Here is a 22,120-nt window from a genome sequence, read left to right as displayed (position 1 = left end):
GAAATGATTTACGCAAAAAGTCTTTACTTTTTTACAATATTGCTATAATTTAGTATATAAATAAATATTTTACAGGATAAAGAGAAAGATTGTAGAATTATAATGGTGAGTTGATGAAATGAGGGGAATTTAATGTTCAAATGGAAAAAAGATAAAAAGAAATTAGAGAGTAAAGCTATTGAGCAGACAACTGCCAATGAAGTTGCGTGTAGTGGAAAGAAAATGGATGAAATAGGCCTTTTGAAAAACAATCAAAGGAGCATAGTAAATAGGATAAATGAAAAAATTGAAGACACTGCTTTTGCAGGTGAAAACCTAATAGGAATCATACATGATATTTCTAATAATGTAGAAGTACAAATGGAATCAATAGAAAATGTTGTAAGTGAAATTAGTAATTATACAGCATTAGCAGAAGAGGTTTTTTCAAGTACAGAAAATTCAAAGGTTATAGCTGAAGAAACTATGGGGATAGCCAAAGAAGGTAATATGGCGGTAGATAACTCCATAAAAGCTATGAGTGAGATTGAAATATCCGTACAAAATGCAAAAGAAGTCGTAAATGATTTGAGCTTAAAGTCAGCTCATATAAATGATATGCTTGCAATTATAAAGGATATAGCAAATCATACAAATTTATTATCATTAAACGCGTCCATTGAAGCAGCAAGGGCTGGAGAAGCTGGAAGAGGCTTTGCAGTAGTTGCTCAAGAGGTTAAGAAGCTAGCTCAAAGAAGTTCTGAATCAGCAGAGCAGATTTCAAATACTATTAATGAAATAAATGAAAGTATCGATGAGACCATTGATGTTATGAATAAAAGTATGAACAAAGTATTAGAGGGTAATGAAATTGCAAATAATATGAAAGGTGTATTTAATAATATTATAGGCGCTGTGGGAACCACTACAAGTGTGGCAGAAGAAATAAATATAGCCGTGTCAAAACAAACTGAAAGTCTTGAAAGCATTATATCTTCAACAGAAGAAATGAATAAAACATCAGAAAGTGTTATGGCTATGGTAGAATCCGCATCATTAAATACCCAGTATACAAAAACTTCTTTGAACATTCTTTCAGATGTTTCAAAAGATCTTCAAAGTATATCTACAAAGCTTCTAGATAATATTGAAGAAACAGAGAAAAATGAATCAGTCCTTAAAACCTATTTAAGTTCTAAACCACTAACTTATGATCCTCAATTAGCTTTCGATGCGCAAAGTGCTCAAATTTTATATAACGTTCACGGGGGATTATTATTGATTAGTTCTACGGGAGAAATTACTTCAGGTATTGCGAAGAGCTGGTATGTAGAGGAAGATAATTTGACATGGGTATTCAATTTAAGAAAAGGTGCTAAATTTCATAATGGTAGAGAAATAACGTCTAAAGATATAAAGTATTCCTATGAGAGACTCCTAAGTCCATCCTTGAAGTCGGCAAATGGATGGTTTTTAGAGCAAGTTGAAGGTGCAGTGGAATATTGTGGGGGAAAAGCAAAAGAAGTTATAGGAATAAAGATAATTGACACATATAGAATTTCCATTAAGCTAACAAAACCATACAGCGGTTTTTTACTTAATTTAGGTCAATATGTTTGTTCTATATTATGTAAAGAAGATGTTGAAAAAGGAAAGCTTACTGGTTGTGGACCATATATAATAGAAAGTAAAGAAGAAGGAAAGTGTATATTAACTGCATTTAAAGATTACTTTGGTGGTATTCCATATGTAGATAAAATCATTGTAAACTATGATGGCGAAAATTCAGTAAATAGTTTTACAAATAAAGAGTGTGATTTTATTACGATAGATAACAAACACCAAATAGAAGAATTATCTAATGATAAGATTTCAGATATACAATATAAGAGTATAATGGCAACTTATTATGCTGGATTTAACTTGAGGTCAAACTCCATTTTTGTGAAAGATAGTGAAATTAAAGAAGCCTTTAACTTGGCAGTTAATAAAAAGAAAATTATTGATGAAGTATTGGGTGGCCTTGGAGAAGAAGCTAAGGGACCTATGCCACCAAATATGATTGATAATGGGTATTTAGCGGGTCTGGGGTATAATCCTAGATTATCAAGAGAAATTTTAAATAAAAAAGGTGCCTCAATAAAAAATGCAAAGCTTAAAGTTTTAGTTAGAGATGAAAGTAGTGAAACCATCTTTAACAAAATAGCACAATTTATTATAGATGACTTAAAAGAAGTAGGCATTGAATGTATTGTAGAGAAAGTAAGTCCAGATAAGTATTTAAATCCTGAAATAATAAGTAGATGTGACTTATTTTTAAGTAGGTGGATTTCAGACACAGGAGATATGGATAATTTCCTCCAGCCAATGTTTAATCCATCTAATTTTACTGATTTTACTGGATATAATAATCCAGAAGTTACAGAAATGATGAACAAAGCTAAGGAGATTATAAATCCTAAAAAGAGAATTCAAATGTATAAGGATATACAAAAAATAATAGTAAGAGATACTCCATGGATATTTTTATATCACCCACAATATGGATATATTTCAAGGGAAGGTGTAATAGGTGTAAGAATTAGTCCACTTGGAATTGTCAGATATGAAGATATAATCATAGAAAAAATGCATAGCTCTATCAGTGAAATTCTGGACCATATTAAGATATATTCTTAATGTGGTCTTGTAATTATTAACACAAATGAATAATATGAGATCTGTACATATTTAGAGGCTGAATTCCCTTTTAGGCATGATTAAAAACATTTAAACGAATTATATAGCACGAAATAAGTTTGAAAGTTCGCATTAAAGCTAACTATAGAGAAGGAAGTTCATTAAAATATTCGAAAAAACTATTGACTATTGAGGACACCTTTGTTATTATAAGAGTGTATTAAAGATTGAAAAAATTAAATAAAGTCTCATATAAGCCTGGTAATAAGGTCTGGGCGTTTCTACCAAATCACCATAAATGATTTGCCTATGAGTGGAATAAACTTAGAATTATATTTTTTATTCTGAGAAGAATTCATGTTTTAACATGAATAACATACGGGTAGCCCCTATGGAGAATATTTCACTGATAGTGATGGTTTTCTATAGGGGCTTTAATTTTATCTTATTTTACATCTTATTTATTATCTTATTTTATATCTTAGGTTAGTGGGAGGATTATTATGGAACTTAGAAAACAAACATCAGAAAAAGGAATGTTAGATAGCATATTTAAGTTATCTGAAAACAACACAACTGTAAAAACTGAAATTATGGCTGGGATTACTACATTTATGACTATGGCATATATACTTATAGTTAATCCATCAATTTTAAGTGCAACAGGTATGGACACGGGAGCACTATTTACAGCTACAGCATTATCAGCAGCATTTGCAACTATAGTAATGGCATTTTTAGCTAATCTACCTTTTGCATTGGCGCCGGGGATGGGACTTAACGCCTTCTTTGCATTTAGTGTAGTTATAGGAATGGGATATAGTTGGCAGTTTGCTTTAACAGCAGTTTTAATAGAAGGAATTATATTTATTATTTTAACTTTAACTAATGTACGTGAGGCCATAGTAAATGGGATGCCTATGGCAGTGAAAAATGCAGTAAGTGTAGGAATTGGTCTTTTCATAGCATTCATAGGGTTTCAAAACGCAGGTATCATAGTAAATAACGATGCAACATTAGTTAGTCTTGGAAGTTTAAAGGATCCTGGAGTGTTATTAGCACTAGGTGGAATTTTAATTACTGGATATTTATTAATAAAAGGTGTAAAGGGAGCCCTATTAATGGGTATGGTTATAATAACTATAGGAGGAGCATTCATAGGAAAAACTGTTATGCCAGAGGCTATAGTAAGTATGCCTCCAACAATTAAGCCAATTTTATTTAAGTTTGTATCTATGGATCAGGTATTTTCTTTTGAAATGTTTGCAGTAGTATTCACATTCTTATTTGTAGATTTATTCGATACTATAGGAACATTAGTAGGTGTATCTACTAAAGCTAATATGATTGATGAAAATGGAAAATTACCTAAGGCGAAGGAAGCATTATTTGCAGATGCCATAGGAACTACAGTGGGATCAATGCTTGGAACTAGTACAGTTACTACTTTTGTTGAAAGTGCATCAGGAGTAGCTGAAGGAGGAAGAACAGGTCTTACAGCATTAACTACAGGAATACTTTTTCTAGTATCATTAGTGTTATCACCAATTTTATTAGCAGTACCAACACAAGCTACAGCAGCAGTACTAATATTAGTAGGACTTTTCATGATGAGTCCTGTTACTAAAATAAATTTTGATGACTTTACAGAATCTATACCAGCTTTCTTAACAATTATTCTTATGCCACTTACTTATAGTATTTCAGAAGGAGTTGCCTTTGGAATTATCTCTTTCGTAGTACTAAAAGTATTAGCTAAGAAAAGTAAGGAAATACATCCTATGATGTATGTGGTTGCTGTAATGTTCATAGCTAAATATATGTTCCATAGCTAAGTATATGTTCTAAAGAGAAGATATTTTAGGACAGTTAACCAGTGTGATTTAATGAATAATTTTATGCTTAAATTAAGATGATATTTTTAAGAGATAAACTTATTTAAATTGGTTAACTGTCTTTTTGTTACCTAAAATTAAAATGGAGGAGAGGCTAAAATGAAGGTTGCAATTTTAATGGGAAGTAAGTCAGATTATGAAGTAGTAAAGAAGTGTGAAGATTTACTAAAAAATTTTGGTGTGGAGGTTACTACTAGAGTAATGTCAGCCCATAGAACTCCAGATATAGCAGCAGAGTTTGTTAAAGGAGCAAAGGAAAATGGATATGATGTAATAATAGGAGCAGCAGGAAAGGCAGCTCACTTACCGGGAGTAATAGCATCATTCACAACACTACCTGTAATAGGATTACCAATAAAATCATCTACAATGGATGGGTTAGATTCACTTTTATCTATAGTACAAATGCCAAGTGGAATTCCTGTTGCTACAGTGGCAATTAATGGAGCTGAAAATGCAGGTCTTCTAGCTTTAGAAATGATGAGTTTAAAATATAAAAACCTAGGGGATGCCTTAGAAAATTATAGAGAAGAAATGAGAAAGAAAGTAATTGCAGATGATGCAAGCTTAGGGGGATGTTAATATGCAAAAGTTAGAAATGCTTTATGAAGGAAAGGCTAAGCAAGTATTTAAGACAGAAGAACCTGATAAATATATAATTCACTACAAAGATGATGCTACAGCTTTTAATGGTGAAAAAAAAGGGCAAATTGCAGATAAAGGTGTTATAAATAACAAAATATCAGCAGTTTTATTTAACATCTTAAAAGAACAAGGTATCCCAACTCACTTTGAAAAACTATTATCAGATAGAGACTCTTTGGTAAAAGCTGTAGATATAGTACTACTAGAGGTTATAGTTAGAAATACAGCAGCTGGTTCTATTTGTAAGAGATTAGGATTTGTAGAGGGAACAAAACTTGAAACTCCTATTTTAGAATTCTGCTATAAAGCTGATGAATACGGTGATCCTGTTATAAATGAAGATCATATTCAAGCTTTAAAATTAGCTACGAAAGAACAAGTAGAAACTATTAAAAACTATACTAGAAAAATTAATACTATTTTAATAGATTTCTTTAAGGAAAAAGGATTAAACTTAATAGATTTCAAATTAGAGTTTGGAATCTACAAGGGTGAAATAGTTTTAGCTGATGAAATATCTCCTGACACTTGCAGACTTTGGGATGTGAATACTAACGAAAAAATGGACAAAGATAGGTTTAGAAGAGATTTAGGAAGTATAGAAGAAGCTTATAAAGAAGTATTAAGTAGGATGGAATAGACAGCAGGAATAAGAGGTTACTGAAAAAGTAGGGTTTTATATTATTACTATAATAGTATAGTACATTAAATTAAGTATGCCTATCTTTTTGGTAACCTTATTAATTCATGGGGGTGAAGGTTATGTTTTTAGATAAGTTAAATGAAGAATGTGGTGTTGTAGGTATATATAGTAATGATGAAACTATTACAGCTGAAAATATATACTTTGGACTGCACTCTATTCAGCATAGGGGACAGGAAAGTGCTGGTATATTAGTAAACAAAGATGGTGCCATAAAGTGTTATAAAGAAATGGGATTAGTACAAGATGTTTTTAATGAAAGTATAATTAAAGAATTACGTGGTAACATTGGTATAGGACATGTAAGATATTCTACTACGGGAGAAAGTTTAGCTAGTAACGCTCAACCCCTAGATGTGGATTATACAAAAGGAACATTTGGATTTGCCCATAATGGAAACCTAGTAAATACAGATGAATTGAAAGACCAATTAGTGAAAGAAGGCTATGAATTTAAAACTACTAATGATAGTGAAGTAATAGGAGTTTTAATAAAAAAGTATACTAAAGATAATATTGTAGACGGTATAAAGAAAACTATGGAAACAATCAAAGGTGCTTATGCTGTAGTCCTAACATGTGAAGACAAATTAATAGGCATGAGAGACCCGCATGGTCTTAGACCATTAGTTCTTGGAAAAAATAAAAATGGATATATATTAGGATCTGAAAGTTGTGTACTAAATGTATTAGAGGGACAGATCATTAGAAATATAGAACCAGGAGAAATTGTAGTTATTAATGGCGATGTGGTAGAAAGTTACAAAACAACTCCTAAAAAGTCTGCACTATGTTCCTTTGAATTCGTTTATTTTGCAAGACCAGATTCAGAAATAGATAATCAAAGTGTTTATATGAGTAGGTTAAAAGCTGGAAAAATACTTGCAAGGGAAAATAAGATAGATGCAGATTTAGTGGTGGATGTGCCTGATTCAGGAAGAATAGCAGCCATGGGATATTCACAAGAGTCGGGAATTCCTTTTGCAGAAGGCTTAATAAAAAATAGATATGTAGGGAGAACCTTTATAGAACCTACTCAAGAAAGACGTGAAATGAAAGTTAAACTTAAACTAAGCCCTCTAAAAAGTACTATAGAAGGGAAGAAAATCATATTAGTAGATGATTCTATAGTTCGAGGCACTACTATGAAAAATATAGTAACTCTACTGAAACAAGCAGGAGTAAAAGAAGTTCATATAAGAATAAGTTCTCCTAGTGTAACAAATCCTTGTTACTTTGGTATAGATACTCCAGATAAAAAGAACCTAATTGGAGCAAACAATTCTGTAGAAAGTATAAGACAAGTAATAGGTGCAGATTCTCTATCTTTCTTAAGTCTAGAGGGGTTAAATGAATCATGTAGTGACGCTAATCTAAGCTTATGTACGGCATGTTTTAGTGGAAAGTATCCAATGGAAATAGGAAACTAGGAGGAGTTATTATGAAAACTACTTATAAAGACGCAGGTGTAGATGTATTAGAAGGTCAAAGAGCCGTTAACATGATGAAAAAACATATTAACAAAACTTTGTCTAGCAGTGTTTTAACAGGAATTGGTGGATTTAGTGGATTATTTGAATTAGATTTAGAAGGTATAAAAAAGCCTGTATTAGTATCTGGTACTGACGGAGTTGGAACTAAATTAAAACTAGCTTTTATGATGGATAAACATGACACTATAGGAATAGACTGTGTGGCCATGTGTGTAAATGACATTCTTTGCCAAGGAGCAAAACCTCTATTTTTCTTAGATTATGTTGCAACTGGAAATCTAAAGGCTGAAAAAGTAGAACAAATAGTAAAGGGAATAGCTGATGGATGTGTACAGGCAGGGACCTCTTTAGTAGGTGGAGAAACGGCAGAAATGCCTGATTTTTATGCAGATGAAGAATATGATTTAGCAGGATTTACTGTAGGTGTTGTAGATAAAGATAAAATCATAACTGGAGAAAGAATAGAAGATGGAGACGTATTAGTGGCTATCCCATCTAGTGGTATTCATAGTAATGGATACTCTTTAGTTAGAAAAGTATTTTTTAAAGACAATAACTACGATTTAAATGATCATATGGATGAATTAGGAACTACTTTAGGAGAAGCATTGCTAACTCCTACAAGAATATATGCAAAGGAATGCGCACAAATATTCCCTAAATACGATGTTAAGGGCGTGTGCCATGTAACTGGTGGAGGATTTTATGAAAATATTCCAAGAATTATTCCTGAAAGGTTTGGAGTAAAGATAAATAAAGGTTCATGGAATGTACCTGCCATATTTAATGTAATAATGAATGTAGGAAACATAAGTGAAGAAGAAATGTATGGTACATTTAACATGGGAGTAGGCTTAATCTTGGTAGTAAGTAAAGAAGATAGTGAAAAAATAGCTAATGAATTAGAATGTCATGTAATTGGAGAAGTAGTTAAGGGAATAAACGGGGTGGATATATGCTAAATATAGCTGTATTCATATCTGGTTCTGGTTCTAATTTACAAGCTATTATAGACAATGTACATGAGAAAAATATAGATGGTGAGATAAAGCTAATATTGTCAGACAATAAAAACGCTAAGGGCATTGAAAGAGGAAAAAAACATAATATAAAGACCCATGTAATAGAAAAAGCCATGGGCCGTGAACATAATACAGATGAAATAGTTAGAATATTAGAAGACTGCAAAATAGATTTAATAGTTTTAGCAGGATTTTTGAGTATATTAGATGAAAAAATAACAAGACTGTACCCAAAGAAAATAATAAATATTCATCCATCTCTTATTCCAAAATATTGTGGTCGTGGTTTTTATGGACAAAAAGTTCACAAAGCCGTTATAGAAAACAAAGAGAAGATTACAGGCGCTACAGTGCACTTTGTGGATGAAGGGGTAGATACAGGACCTATCATAAAACAAAAAACATGTGACGTATATGAATATGATACAGTGGAGACAGTACAAAAGCGAGTTCTTGAAATAGAACATGAAATATTAGTAGACGTAATAAAGGAATTTTGTAGATAGGAGGAATAGATTTGAGAGCTTTAATTAGTGTATCTGATAAAAGTGGAGTAGTAGAATTTGCAAAAAAATTATCAAAATTAGGTGTAGAAATCATATCTACAGGAGGTACTTACAACTTATTAAAAGAATCTGGTATAGATGTATTGAAAGTATCTAATGTAACAGAGCACCCAGAAATATTAGGAGGGCGAGTAAAAACTCTACATCCTAAAGTACACGGTGGTATTTTAGCTAAAAGAACACAAGAACACCTAAGTGAATTAAATGAGCATAATATAACGCCTATAGATTTAGTAGTAGTAAATTTATATCCTTTTAAAGAAACCATATTAAGAACTGACGATTTAGACGAAGCTATAGAAAATATAGATATTGGTGGGCCTACTATGATAAGGGCGGCTGCTAAAAACTTTAAAGACGTTATGATAGTATGTGATCCAAGTGACTATACAAAGGTTATAGAAACTCTAGAAAATGAAGAAGCTAATATGGATTTTAGATATGACTTAGCACTAAAAGCATTTAGTCATACGGCTAACTATGATGCTTTAATTAGTGAATATTTAAGAAAGAGAGCTAACAAAGGTCTAGGAGATACATATACCAAGACTTTTGAAAAGGTAGATGAACTTCGCTATGGAGAAAATCCTCATCAAAGAGCTTTTGTGTATAAAAGTGTTTTAGATGAAAATACTAGTATACTAAAAGGTGAGCAATTACACGGAAAGCAATTGTCATATAACAATATAAATGATGCTAACGGAGCTATAGAGCTAATGTGTGAATTTAGTGAGCCTACTGCAGTAAATGTAAAACATGCAAATCCTTGTGGAGTTGCTACGGCAAGTAATGTAAAAGAAGCATATTTAAAAGCCTATGAAGCAGACCCTGTATCTGTATTTGGTGGAATAGTATGCTTAAACAGAACTGTTGAATCTGACTTGGCGAAAGAGTTAAACAAAATATTTATAGAAATAGTAATAGCACCAGACTATACAGATGAAGCTCTAGAAATATTGAAGAGCAAGAAAAATATTAGAATTATAAAGATGGAAATAAAAGAAAGAAGTAAGACATGGACTACAAAAAACATATCTGGAGGTATATTAGTTCAAGATTCTAATGAAGAATTATGGAATAAAGATACTCTAAAAGTAGTAACAGAGAAACAACCAAATGATAGTGAAATGGAAGATATGGAATTTGCTCTAAAAGTTGTAAAGCATATTACTTCTAATGGTATTGTAGTAGTAAAAAACAAGCAAACTATAGGCATTGGAAATGGTCAAGTAAGTAGAATATGGGCCATGGAAAATGCTTTATCTAGAAGTAATGTGGACTTAAAAGGAAGTGTAATTGCATCAGACGCATTTTTCCCATTTGATGATTGTGTACAAATGGCAGGAGAAAAGGGGATATGTGCTGTTGTTCAACCAGGAGGATCTATGAGAGACGAAGATTCTGTTAAAATGGCTGATAAATATGGTATGAGTATGGTACTTACGGGAATAAGACATTTTAAGCATTAATTTAACGTTCTTGAACCTATTTCGTTCCAATAAGTTTAAAATTTTTTCAAAGGAAGTCACTATCAGGATAGATAGTGTGAATCTTATAAGGTCGGTAGAAGATTCACAATTGTTTACAGCGTGAGATATTCTGATGTTCCACCTTTTCAAAAATTGTTAAACTTATTTCAACTCGTAGGTGCGGAAGTTTTATAGTGAAAGAGACAGGTTAAGGGTTAAGTGTTGAGGGTTAATAACTCTAAACTCTTAACCCTTAACTCTAAACAAAAAAATTAATCGTTAATAAAGGGGAGGTAAGAATATGAAAGTATTAGTAGTTGGAAGTGGATCAAGAGAGAGTGTTATTGGGTGGAAGTTAAGCCAAAGTCCGCAGGTAGATAAAATATATTTTGCACCAGGAAATGGTGGAACTAAAGATATTGGGGAAAATGTAAATATAGATGTAACGGAAATAGAAAAATTAAAAGATTTTGTTAAGGATAATAATATAGATTTAACAGTAGTAGGTCCAGAAGTGCCACTAGTTATGGGAATTGTTGATGAGTTTGAAAAGGATAATTTACGAATATTTGGTCCTAATAAAAAATGTTCACAATTAGAAGGAAGTAAAGCATTTACTAAAGAGTTTTTAGTTGAAAATAATATACCTACTGCTAAATATGTGAGAGTAAATAATGCTGAAGATGCTATGAAGAATTTAGAACAATTTGGATACCCTGTAGTTTTAAAAGCTGATGGGCTAGCTGCAGGAAAGGGTGTAATAATAGCTCAGGATTTTAATGAAGCTAAAGAGGCCATAGATACTATAATGGTTGCGAAAAAATTTGGCCAATCGGGAAATGAAGTAGTTATAGAGGAGTTTTTAGAAGGAATAGAATGTTCTCTACTATGTTTCGTAGATGGAAATTATATAGTTCCTATGGAAAGTGCTAAAGATTATAAGGCCGTATATGACGGTGATAAAGGACCTAATACAGGAGGTATGGGAACTTTTTCTCCTAATGAATTATACGACAGAGAATATAAGGACATGGTAGAAAAAGAAATACTAAAACCGATGGCAGAAGGATTTGAAAAGTCTAACTTAGACTATAAGGGCATATTATTTATAGGTCTTATGATGACAAAATCTGGAGCAAAGGTAATAGAAATAAATGTTAGATTTGGAGATCCTGAAACTCAAGTAATACTTACAAGATTAGAAAGTGATTTATATGAAATTATGAATAGTATTATAGATGGTAATCTAAAAGATATGGACATAAAGTGGAAGACTGAATCTAGTGTATGTGTAGTATTAGCTTCTGGAGGATATCCTAATGAGTATGAAAAGAATAAGGAAATAAAAATAGAAGAAAATGATTTGAAAATATTCCATGGAGGTACAAAATCTACAGGAGATAAAATTGTCACCAATGGTGGTAGAGTATTATCACTAGTTACTTTAGGTAAAAATATAGAAGAAGCTAGAAATAAAGTATATGATTCTATTTCTAAGGTGGATTTTGAAAACATGTATTATAGAAAAGATATAGGGAAAATTTAAATATATAAATAAATTGAATAATTTAATATAGAGGGAAACTATCACGTTTATCATTCATATAATTAACAGATAATAAGATTAAGGAGTGATTAAAGTGATAGTTGTAAATACTGACTTCATAAATGATACTAAATTAAAAACTCTAGGAATAGTAAAGGGAAGCACTGTTCAATCTAAGCATGTGGGAAAAGACATTTTAAGTGGATTAAAAACCCTAGTAGGCGGCGAAATTACTGCTTATGCGGAGATGATGGAAGAAGCTAGGGGTTTAGCTACTAAAAGGATGATGGAAGAAGCCCAAAGTTTAGGAGCAGATGGCATTATAAATGTTAGATATGCTACTAATGCAGTAATGCAAGGAGCGGCAGAGGTAATGGCCTATGGAACGGCAGTAAAATTTTTATAGACAAATTATTAAAGGACGGCTTTCTATAGCAGTCCTTTAAATTTGTCTAATTTATTTTTTGTTTATACGAACCTTTAAAGGTAAAAATAATGAAATGATAGTAGATAGCGCAAAAGCACAAGTGGCAAAGATTATGGAATAATAATATGAGCCGTTTAGGTCATACAAATAGGCTCCCATGAAACTGCCTAATGCAGGCCCAATTCCCATTACTATTAAAGTGGCCGCACCCCAAATCCTACCTAATGTTTTTCCACCATATATGGCACCTATATATCCAGCCACTCCACCTGGTTCTATGGCCCAGTACACAGAAAATAGTATACAAGATATTATGCTATAGATAATGGACATTTTTGTTAATAGTAAAAGTATGCAGGCAACAACACCAACGGCCGGTGCAAATATAAGCATAATTTTCCTTCCCATGGATTCAGAAGGCTTACTTGAAACAACCTTATCAGCCACTTTACCCATAAAAGGCATACTTATAAGTCCAGCAAAACCAATTACCACATAAAGGTTTGTTGAGGTGGCAAGGGTTAATCCCATATCTTTAGTCCAATACATTACTATTTGAGTCCAAATTAGAAATTCTGCTATTATACTTGTAATGAAGGCTAAAATGGCACCCCATATAGGAAATGTAGAATAGGCTTCCTTTAAACTCCAAACATACTCATTATTTACCTCCTGGCTTGTAACTCCAAAGGGAGATAATCCATAGTCAGAAGGGTTTTTACGACTAAAATATGATGCCATTAGTAATAATACGAAAACTATTAAAGCCAATATTTTCATGGCAAGTCGCCATCCTAAAGTTAATAATAACTTTTTCACACCGAGGCTTAATACTATCTGGGCAGCAGGAGCACCCATAAAGGCTATTCCCCACATGGTGGCATAGGATTTTCCCACATACCATTTACGAACGGATATGGTAGAGGATACCCAGAGCATACCTGTACCAATGCCTGCAAATATCACATAAGGAAGTACATAGCTAATATATGAGTTCGCATTACTAGTCAAATAAAAACCAAGAGCTCCTCCGACAGAAGCTATAAGATAGGCAGGTCTAGTACCCCACTTATCTATTAGGATTCCACTAAAAAAGGCAGTTATTGCATAAACGCTCATCATAAGAGAATAAGCTAATGATAACTTTGAAATACTCCATCCAAGGTCCTTAGACATGGGGCCTAATAATATGGAAAATGTAGACCTATATCCAAAGAGACAAAATACTGCTAGCCAAGAAGCGCATATGACACTGTGACCTAGTTTTTTTCTATTTGCGTTTTTCATAGTATCCCTCCTAGTATTTTTGAGAAAAAACATTATTCTATTTCTTATGTTGAGACTTAATGTAACCACTATAATTATTAGATACTAACTTTTCATAATTCCTCCTTGAAATTTTATTTACTTGTCCTTATGAAAGTATTTTCTTTTTTTATAGGACAAATTCCTTCTAAAAATAAAATATTAAGAATAACATAAATGGCATTTGACAAGAATATAAAAAGTCACATGATATAAAAAGCATATGCTAATTACATGGAGGGGTTAAAAATGAGCATAGGAAAAATAGTAGGAATAATGAGTGGTAAGGGGGGCGTAGGTAAATCTTCAATAACATCACTAATGGCTGTATCCTTAAGTAATAACGGTAAGAGGGTAGGTATATTGGATGCAGATATTACAGGGCCTTCTATTCCAAAGGTATTTGGGATAAATAATAAAAGGATCATGTCTGTAGATAATAAGATACGACCCGTTAAAACTGTAAGCGGAATTAAAGTAACATCTATAAACTTAATGCTAGATAATGAAGATGACCCAGTAGTTTGGAGAGGTCCATTGGTAGGAAATATGGTTAAGCAATTTTACGAAGACGTGGACTGGGGAGAGTTAGATTACTTATTAATTGATTTACCACCAGGAACTGGAGACGTACCACTGACTATTATGCAATCTGTTTCATTAGATGGAGTAGTAGTGGTTACATCACCTCAAGACTTAGTAAATTTAATAGTTAAAAAGTCTATTAAGATGGCCAACTTAATGGGAACTAATATTTATGGTGTGGTAGAAAATATGAGTTACTTTGTTTGTGATGAATGTGATAAGAAACATTATATATTTGGTAAAGGGGGTATGGAACCTAAACTTAATGAATTAGGAGTAGATCTATTATATAGTTTTCCAATTAACCCTGATTTTACTGAGTTATGTGATGAAGGAAGAATTGAAGTCTTTGGAAAAATCAATTTTGACTTATGTGAAAAGTTTTCACATGTGGTAGAAAATAAGATAGGAGCAATTAAAGTTGAAAATTGCTGTATATAAGGAAAGTTATAACCTGTGTAAACATTTTAGTTATTGTGAATAAGTTATAAAAGGCAATTTTACGAAATTGCCTTTTATTTATATTAACCTTATAATAAAATATATAGGGAATATCAGTATTAAATAAAGCATAATAAAAAGCTAACTATGCAATAAAATATTTATAATAAGCATAAAATTAAAAAAAGGGCATTAATTAAGGAGGTTGTGCAATGCCGAGGCCTAAGAAATTAAGAAAGATTTCTTTTATGCCAGAGGACAGGTATTTTGTACCGGATAAAGCAGAGAAGGAAGATATAGAAGATATAGTATTAAAGTTTGAAGAATTAGAAGCTATGAGATTAAAGGATATTGAGAAATTATCACAAGAGGAATGTGCTGAAATGATGCATGTATCTAGACAGACATTTCAACTAATAATAGATAAGGCTAGAAATAAGGTGGCCATGGCCTTGACACAGGGGAAGGCCATAAGGATACATGGGGGAAATTATACCTTTAATATATGCAAATATACCTGTAAAAAATGTGGCAAAGATTTTGAAGAAGCCTATGAGTCACAAGAAAATGAATGTCCAAAATGTGGATCGGACACAATTAAATGTAGGGTAAAAAAGAGATGTTGCATGAAAAATAAAAATGTACAGTGCAATGGGGAATAATTATGGGAATTATAACTAAATTAGAAACTAGCAATAGTAAGGGACGAATAAACATATACATAGATGAAAAGTTTTCTATGAGTGTAAAAGATGAAATAATATATAGCCTTTATATAAGAAAAGGACAAACTATTAATGAAGATAGATTAAAAGAAATAGTAGAAGAAGAAAGTTATATTAAGGCTAAAAGTAAGGCCCTTAATATACTAAAATTTTCTTCTAAAAGTGAAAAAGAGATTGTAGATAAACTTAAGAAAAATGACTTTGAAGATAAAACTATAAATAGGGTTTTAGAGTTTTTGAAAAAATATGATTTTATAAATGATAATAGATTAGCTAAAAACATGATAAAAAGTAAGGTGAATAGTAAGAAATTAGGGAAAAACCGAGTTAAGAGGGATTTATATAAAAAGGGAGTATCTGATAGTATAATAGAAGAGGAAATAGACGAAAACCTAGATGAAGAAATAGAATTTGAAAATGCCTTAGAACTAGCTTATAAGAAAAAGAGTAATTTAAAAGATACTGATAAAAGAAAATTATATGAAAAGATTGGAAGGTTCCTAGTATATAGGGGATACGATTTTGAACTGGTAAAAAGAGTATTAAATAGAGTATTAAAAAATGAGGAGTATTAAACTCCTCATTTTTTATTGTTGTGCCCAGTTTTCATTAAACTCCTTTACTAATAATATTTTGTTTAGATATATAGCAACTATATGATATACTAAAACCATTATTTGGAAAATGAAGTGTTGCTATAATAAAGTATATTTTCTATAATGAACAGTGCTTTGTATGAATTTTATGCTAGGTATGTATAACTATATAGTGGATTATTATTAAATTAGTTAGATATAGATGGGGGAAGATAGATGAAAATATTAGGTAAAATAAAAACTATAATAGATATGGCAGCTATAATAATTTTTATGGTAGTAATATTTTTTTACAGGGATAACCCTGTGGCTTATAAAATAGAGTGCATATGTATTTTGTATATACTCATAAAAAAGGTTGCTAATATAGTAAAAAATCCACTGCCAAAGGGGATTTATTATATAAAAAGAATATCTGTACTAAGAATTTGTATAGGTATTGTTGCATTATTATATTTTTCTATAGTTATAAAATCTTTTATAGAGAATGATGTTAGTGAATTTGTATTAACTTCTATAATGAATGTTCCTTTGATGATATATCTATTTTTAGATCAAACATATTATAGATATTTTTATAAGGATGGATTAGTTATAGATAGAAATATATATGAGTTTAGAAAAATGAAATCATTTAATTGGAAAAAACAAGATATTTGCTATATGGAAATTGAATATGAAGACAATGAAATTCAGATGTATGTTCCATGGAAAAAGAGAGTAGAGGTGGAGAGTATACTCAAGGATAATATAGGTGGAATTGTAAATGACAGAGAAAATTAAATATATTATAAATATGGTGGCTCCATTAGTAATGTTAATAATATATTTTTTCTATAGAGAAAATATTATGGCTGTAGGTATAGGATTAGGACTGTTATGGTGTGCAGTTATTATAAGAATAATAGATAAAAGAAAGAAGGCTTTACCAAAACCTAATTATTATATTGAAAATCCTGTAGTATACAGATATTTTAGATGGGCTATGGTGATTATAATAAGTATTTGTTTTATTATAAGTATTTATTTATATCTTTTTCAAGGAGAGGAATTTAATTTGACTGTTGCAATATTTTTTCCCCTTGTAATAATCAATACCTTAGACTTTGAAAGAAGAATATATTTATATGAAGGTGGAATCGTGTGGTGTGGAGAAATTTTAGAATTTAATCATATAAAAGCTTTTATATGGAAAGAAGAAAGAGCTCCCTGGGAGGATGATCATAGTAATAATTTATTACTATCTTATAAAGATAAGGAATATACTATAGTTGTGCCACAAATTAAAAGATCCTATATAGATAAAATTTTAAAGTTTTATATAAAAAACCGCCCTTAATCCTGTTAAAAGAGACAAAACATTGATGAAGATAGATTGGAATAAATTACAAATATTTACAAAAAACAAATCTTATATATGCTATAATACTGAATGAATTTTCATGATTAACAATTTGTATTGATTAAAGGCCTAAAAGGAGGGCATATAAAATGAAAAGAATTATATTAATAATTATATTTAGTATTGTATTTTCTCAACAAAGTATATTTATTTATGGAGAAGGTAGTAAGAGTGACACAGTTACAAATAAAGTTTATAATAGTGAATCAAAGGATAAAATCTATTTTGTCGATGAAGATTTAAAAAAAGCTTTTATAAATGCTGGTGTAGATAAAAATAAAGATGGAGATATATCAATAGATGAGGCAAAAAACATAATTTCTATAGATTTGTATAACAAAAGAATTTCAAATATAAGTGGATTACAGTATTTTACTAATTTAAAGCATATAGATCTTAGAGAAAATGGTATAAAGGATATAAGCCCCTTAAGTGAATTGATAAATCTTGAAATATTAAAATTAAGTGGAAATCATATAGGTGAAATAAATAGTTTAAGTAAGTTAAAGAAGATAGAATACTTAGATCTAGAAGATAATCATATAATAGAAATTGATGTGGTATGTGAACTAGATAAATTAACATACTTAAATTTAAATAAAAATGAAATTAAGAATGTTGATTATTTAAGTGACTTAACGAAATTGACCTATTTAAATCTTGGAAATAATCATATAAAAAACATAAATAGTATAGAACCATTAAAAAATTTAACTTATTTAAATTTAAGTTATAATGAATTAGAATCTATAAAAAGCATAAGTAAATTAAATAAATTACAGGATTTAGATATAGACTCTAATAAAGTAAAGAATCTAAAGTATTTAAAAAACTTAATAAATCTAGAAACATTATATTTACAAAATAATAAAATCGAGGATATAAGCAGTATTAGAGATTTATTAAAATTAGAAACCCTAGATGCAAGGAATAATGAAATAAGTGATATAAGTTCCTTAGATAAACTTATAAAACTAAAAAGATTATATTTGAAAGATAATGAAATAAAAGATATTAGTAGTATAGGTGAGTTTGTAAAATTAAAGAAATCATATTTAGAAGATGATAAAACAAAATATATCAGTAACTTAGGAAAAATAGAGAAATTACAATACTTTAATATAGATAATAATCATCTAAATAGTAAAAATACACCAGGGACAATTCATAAGAAAGAATTAGATTTTTCTGTTGAAGGAAGAATATATGAAGTTTGGGTTACTAACTCTAAAGATAATAAGATAAACATATATTTAGAAATAGGAAAGAATGAAATTCTAGTAAATAATAAAAGTAAGAACAACCATGTGGCACCACAAATTATAAACAATAGAACTATGGTACCTATAAGATTTATAGCGGAAAATCTGGGAGCAACAGTAGGATGGAACGAAGAAACAAGAAAAGTAATAATAGAATTAGATGGACAAAAAATAAGCATGACAATAGATAAAAAGATAGAAGGTTTTAATATTGCACCAACCATAATAGAAGGAAGAACTCTAGTACCATTAAGATATGTATCAGAAAAATTAGGGGCTGACGTAATGTGGTTCCCAGAAGATAAAAAAGTCCATATAGTTAAGTAAAGATAAAGGTACAGTTAGATGATTAACTGTACCTTTTAAAATTAATATTCTATAGGTTATACAATTCAACAGCTATTTTAGAACCAACGCGAGCATTATTAAATACTAACTCAATGTTAGATTCTAAACTCTTACCCTTAGTAATTTCTTTAACCTTTCCAAGTAAAAATGGAGTAGATTCCTTACCTGAAATTCCTTTTTCATCAGCTTCAACTAAAGCATCTTCAATAGCCTTAGTTATGGCATCATAATCCATTTGATGTTCTTCAGGAATTGGGTTTGCTATAACCATTCCACCCTTTAATCCTAAATCCCACTTAGCCTTTAAGGCCTTAGCCACATCTAGTTCACTATCAGCCTTGTAATCTACTGAGAATCCACTCTTTCTAGTGTAGAAAGCTGGTAATTCTTCTGTTTTAAATCCTACCACTGGAACTCCATGAGTTTCTAAATACTCTAGAGTTAAACCAATATCAAGAATTGACTTAGCACCAGCACAAATTACAGCCACATTAGTATTAGCTAGTTCCTGTAAATCAGCAGATACATCAAATGTAGTCTCAGCTCCCCTGTGAACTCCACCAATACCACCTGTTACAAATACTTTAATTCCAGCTAGTGCTGCCACTATCATAGTAGAAGCCACTGTAGTAGCACCATTTAATTTTTTAGCCACTATAAAAGGTAAGTCACGTCTACTTGCCTTTAAAATATCATCACCTTGACCTAAGTATTCTAAATCTTCATCAGTTAAACCTACCTTAAGACGTCCATTTAAAATGGCAATAGTGGCAGGGACTGCACCATTTTCTCTAACTATTTCTTCTACTTTTCTAGCTGTTTCCACATTTTGAGGGTATGGCATTCCGTGAGATATGATAGTAGACTCTAAAGCTATCACAGGTTTATTTTCATCAAGGGCCTTTTGGACTTCTGGATGAATATCTAAATATTGTTTATACATTATAAGTTCAGCTCCTTTAATTTTTTAGTTATATTATTTATAGATAAATTTGGGTTAATAGTATTTTCATGAGATAAAGCAAGGGATGCAGCAGCACTACCTATTAGGGCTTGCTTTTTCATTTCATATCCTTCCATATAAGAATGAATTACTCCAGCCATGAAAGCATCTCCAGCACCAGTAACATTTACCACATTAGTGTCTAGTGGAGGAAGTAAGCCTTTAGTGTTCATATCAGCATAATAAACGCCCTTGCTACCTAAACTTATAAATATTTGAGATACACCCTTTTCTAAGAAATAATCACAAACCCTTATTAAATCATCATTGCTGTTAATTTCTATTCCAGATAAGGTTTCAGCTTCAATTTTATTTGGCTTAATAGTATGGAATAGGCCAATAAAATCCTTTATTTTTAGGGCTTTAGCCGTTGAAACTGGATCAACAAATATGGGTACATCTTTAAAATTAGATGCAATATAATAAAGGGTATCTGCAGGAATATTAGTATCTACAACTAATATTCTTGAATTTTTAATTATATGTTGCTTTTCACGAATAAAATCTATAGACATTTTATCTAATATATCCATGGAAGCTATGGCGCCTAACATATCTCCATTTTCATTTAATATGGACAAATAAGTGGAAGAAGGGTGGTCTCTAAGAAATAAACAATGACTCATGTCTATACCAGACATTTTGCATTCCTCCATTATTTTAAGTCCGTAAATATCATCGCCTATGGGAGACACTAACTTAGTTTCTATACCTAATTTACAAAGATTTTCAGCAATATTACGACCAACTCCACCTAGAGACAGTTTGATATTCCCTGGATTAGAGTCATTTAATATGAAGGTATTATGTGGGAATCCACTAATATCCATATTGCTACCACCAATAGCAGTTACATATTTTTCATTTCTTATGATATAACCTTTCCCCTTAATGTAACCCTTTTTCATTAAATTAGTTATATGGACGGCTACAGAGGAACGTGCAATTCCTAGTCTATCAGCTAAATCTTGCTGAGAGATAAGGGGATTCTTACTTATTAGGGTTAGAATTTCTCTTTCTCTTTCAGTCATCTAATCACCAACTTGTGTTTATTTATTAATCTTTTGCTTATATTATAAAGTAAAGTTTATAAAAAAACAATAGTTTATATGAAATTTAAATTATATGGTTTCATAAACCTATTAATTTAGTTTCACCAAAAAATAAAAGGATATGATAAATCATATCCTTTTATATCTTTAAAATGCTGGTACAACAGCACCATTGTACTTTTCTTCTATGAACTTTTTTACTTTTTCACTTTGAATTACCTTAATTAACTTTTGGATTTTTTCATCGCCCTTGTTATCATTTCTTGTTACTATAATATTTGCATAAGGAGAGTTGCTGCCTTCTAATAAAATGGCATCCTTAGTAGGATTTAAATTAGCTTCTAGGGCAAAGTTTGTATTTATAACGCTTCCATCAACATCCTCTAATGTCCTAGGTAATTGAGGCGCTTCTATTGGTTTGAATACTAAATTTTTAGGGTTATGAGCAATATCAAATTCTGTGGCCTCAAGACCAGCATCATCCTTTAACTTTATAATACCTGCATTATCTAGAAGTATTAAAGCACGACCTTCATTGGTAGGGTCATTAGGAATTGAGATAGTTGCTCCGTCCTTTATATCTTCTAAAGATTCAAACTTTTTAGAATATAATCCAAGGGGCTCTACGTGAACTTTTGCTACACTTACTAAATCTAAATTTCTTTCAGTTACAAAAGAATCTAAATAGGGTACATGTTGAAAGAAGTTAGCATCTAGTTCTTTATCTGATAATAATACGTTAGGTTGAACATAATCTGTAAATTCTATTATTTCTAACTCTACACCTTCTTGAGCTAAATCTTCCTTAATAAAGTTCAATATTTCCACATGGGGAACTGGCGTTGCTCCTATTTTAAGTACATTAGAAGTTTCATTGGATGTTTCTTGTGATACTTCCTTTTTTGTACCACAAGCACTTAATGTTAAGACTAATGCTAATAATAAAGATAATGTTTTCAATATTTTTTTCATTTTTA

The 22,120-nt window shown here is 30.9% G+C and carries 20 protein-coding genes and 1 riboswitch; of the genes, 16 read left to right on the top strand and 4 right to left on the bottom strand.

What is annotated here, in order from left to right; all coding sequences use genetic code 11:
* The first annotated feature begins 132 nt into the window (after positions 1–132).
* The 10 genes from CCE28_RS10445 (at position 133) to CCE28_RS10400 (ending at position 12,403) form a co-directional block, all read left to right on the top strand.
* A complete protein-coding gene (locus CCE28_RS10445) occupies positions 133–2,658 on the top strand; it encodes an ABC transporter substrate-binding protein (protein WP_095133655.1) in 2,526 nt (841 codons plus the stop codon).
* A gap of 228 nt (positions 2,659–2,886) precedes the next feature.
* Positions 2,887–2,988: riboswitch (purine riboswitch) on the top strand.
* A 173-nt stretch (positions 2,989–3,161) separates the two neighbouring features.
* Entirely contained in the window at positions 3,162–4,493 is a 1,332-nt protein-coding gene (locus CCE28_RS10440; RefSeq protein WP_207652884.1) for an NCS2 family permease, read from the top strand.
* Between the two features lie 159 nt (positions 4,494–4,652).
* A complete protein-coding gene (gene purE, locus CCE28_RS10435) occupies positions 4,653–5,135 on the top strand; it encodes a 5-(carboxyamino)imidazole ribonucleotide mutase (protein WP_095133654.1) in 483 nt (160 codons plus the stop codon).
* Position 5,136: 1 nt separating this feature from the next.
* Positions 5,137–5,838 carry a phosphoribosylaminoimidazolesuccinocarboxamide synthase gene (purC, locus tag CCE28_RS10430; RefSeq protein ID WP_095133653.1) on the top strand — a complete coding sequence of 234 codons (702 nt, stop codon included), beginning with the start codon at positions 5,137–5,139 and terminating at the stop codon, positions 5,836–5,838.
* Between the two features lie 122 nt (positions 5,839–5,960).
* Positions 5,961–7,331 (top strand): amidophosphoribosyltransferase, encoded by a 1,371-nt coding sequence (gene purF, locus CCE28_RS10425; protein WP_095133652.1) that lies wholly within the window; start codon positions 5,961–5,963, stop codon positions 7,329–7,331.
* 11 nt (positions 7,332–7,342) lie between these two features.
* Entirely contained in the window at positions 7,343–8,356 is a 1,014-nt protein-coding gene (gene purM, locus CCE28_RS10420; RefSeq protein ID WP_095133651.1) for a phosphoribosylformylglycinamidine cyclo-ligase, read from the top strand.
* Positions 8,350–8,922 carry a phosphoribosylglycinamide formyltransferase gene (gene purN, locus CCE28_RS10415; RefSeq protein ID WP_095133650.1) on the top strand — a complete coding sequence of 191 codons (573 nt, stop codon included), beginning with the start codon at positions 8,350–8,352 and terminating at the stop codon, positions 8,920–8,922. Before purM ends, purN begins: the two co-directional genes overlap by 7 nt.
* A gap of 5 nt (positions 8,923–8,927) precedes the next feature.
* Complete coding sequence (gene purH / locus CCE28_RS10410; RefSeq protein ID WP_095133649.1) at positions 8,928–10,451, top strand: bifunctional phosphoribosylaminoimidazolecarboxamide formyltransferase/IMP cyclohydrolase; 1,524 nt, start codon at positions 8,928–8,930, stop codon at positions 10,449–10,451.
* 301 nt (positions 10,452–10,752) lie between these two features.
* Positions 10,753–11,997 carry a phosphoribosylamine--glycine ligase gene (purD, locus tag CCE28_RS10405; protein ID WP_095133648.1) on the top strand — a complete coding sequence of 415 codons (1,245 nt, stop codon included), beginning with the start codon at positions 10,753–10,755 and terminating at the stop codon, positions 11,995–11,997.
* A gap of 94 nt (positions 11,998–12,091) precedes the next feature.
* Positions 12,092–12,403, top strand: coding sequence for a YbjQ family protein (locus CCE28_RS10400; RefSeq protein WP_095133647.1), 312 nt, complete (start codon positions 12,092–12,094; stop codon positions 12,401–12,403).
* A 51-nt stretch (positions 12,404–12,454) separates the two neighbouring features.
* Here CCE28_RS10400 and CCE28_RS10395 read toward each other — a convergent pair whose 3' ends face one another.
* Entirely contained in the window at positions 12,455–13,711 is a 1,257-nt protein-coding gene (locus CCE28_RS10395; RefSeq protein ID WP_095133646.1) for an MFS transporter, read from the bottom strand.
* Between the two features lie 267 nt (positions 13,712–13,978).
* Here CCE28_RS10395 and CCE28_RS10390 point away from each other — a divergent pair, with 267 nt between their 5' ends.
* From CCE28_RS10390 to CCE28_RS10365, 6 genes are all read left to right on the top strand, one after another.
* Positions 13,979–14,755: an Mrp/NBP35 family ATP-binding protein gene (locus CCE28_RS10390; RefSeq protein WP_176461767.1), complete on the top strand. Its 777-nt coding sequence runs from the start codon at positions 13,979–13,981 to the stop codon at positions 14,753–14,755.
* Positions 14,756–14,967: 212 nt separating this feature from the next.
* Entirely contained in the window at positions 14,968–15,417 is a 450-nt protein-coding gene (locus CCE28_RS10385) for a DUF134 domain-containing protein (RefSeq protein ID WP_095133644.1), read from the top strand.
* Positions 15,418–15,419: 2 nt separating this feature from the next.
* Complete coding sequence (recX, locus tag CCE28_RS10380) at positions 15,420–16,055, top strand: recombination regulator RecX (RefSeq protein ID WP_095133643.1); 636 nt, start codon at positions 15,420–15,422, stop codon at positions 16,053–16,055.
* A gap of 237 nt (positions 16,056–16,292) precedes the next feature.
* The gene (locus CCE28_RS10375; protein ID WP_095133642.1) at positions 16,293–16,859 is read left to right on the top strand and encodes a hypothetical protein; all 567 of its coding nucleotides are present in this window, start codon (positions 16,293–16,295) and stop codon (positions 16,857–16,859) included.
* The gene (locus CCE28_RS10370) at positions 16,843–17,415 is read left to right on the top strand and encodes a hypothetical protein (protein WP_095133641.1); all 573 of its coding nucleotides are present in this window, start codon (positions 16,843–16,845) and stop codon (positions 17,413–17,415) included. Before CCE28_RS10375 ends, CCE28_RS10370 begins: the two co-directional genes overlap by 17 nt.
* A 152-nt stretch (positions 17,416–17,567) precedes the next feature.
* A complete protein-coding gene (locus tag CCE28_RS10365; protein WP_095133640.1) occupies positions 17,568–19,067 on the top strand; it encodes a leucine-rich repeat domain-containing protein in 1,500 nt (499 codons plus the stop codon).
* A gap of 49 nt (positions 19,068–19,116) precedes the next feature.
* Here the strand turns inward: CCE28_RS10365 and CCE28_RS10360 are convergent, their stop codons facing one another.
* From CCE28_RS10360 to CCE28_RS10350, 3 genes are all read right to left on the bottom strand, one after another.
* A complete protein-coding gene (locus tag CCE28_RS10360) occupies positions 19,117–20,031 on the bottom strand; it encodes a pseudouridine-5'-phosphate glycosidase (RefSeq protein WP_095133639.1) in 915 nt (304 codons plus the stop codon).
* Positions 20,031–21,122 (bottom strand): PfkB family carbohydrate kinase, encoded by a 1,092-nt coding sequence (locus CCE28_RS10355; RefSeq protein ID WP_095133638.1) that lies wholly within the window; start codon positions 21,120–21,122, stop codon positions 20,031–20,033. The genes CCE28_RS10360 and CCE28_RS10355 overlap by 1 nt, the downstream gene beginning before the upstream one ends.
* Before the next feature lie 168 nt (positions 21,123–21,290).
* Positions 21,291–22,115 carry a MetQ/NlpA family ABC transporter substrate-binding protein gene (locus CCE28_RS10350; protein WP_095133637.1) on the bottom strand — a complete coding sequence of 275 codons (825 nt, stop codon included), beginning with the start codon at positions 22,113–22,115 and terminating at the stop codon, positions 21,291–21,293.
* Positions 22,116–22,120 lie beyond the last annotated feature (5 nt).

It is taken from the genome of Anaeromicrobium sediminis, from assembly GCF_002270055.1.
In the GTDB taxonomy this organism is placed as follows: Bacteria; Bacillota; Clostridia; order Peptostreptococcales; family Thermotaleaceae; genus Anaeromicrobium; species Anaeromicrobium sediminis.
Note: the sequence above shows the minus strand (reverse complement) of the source record. Positions and strands in the feature narration are given on the sequence as shown.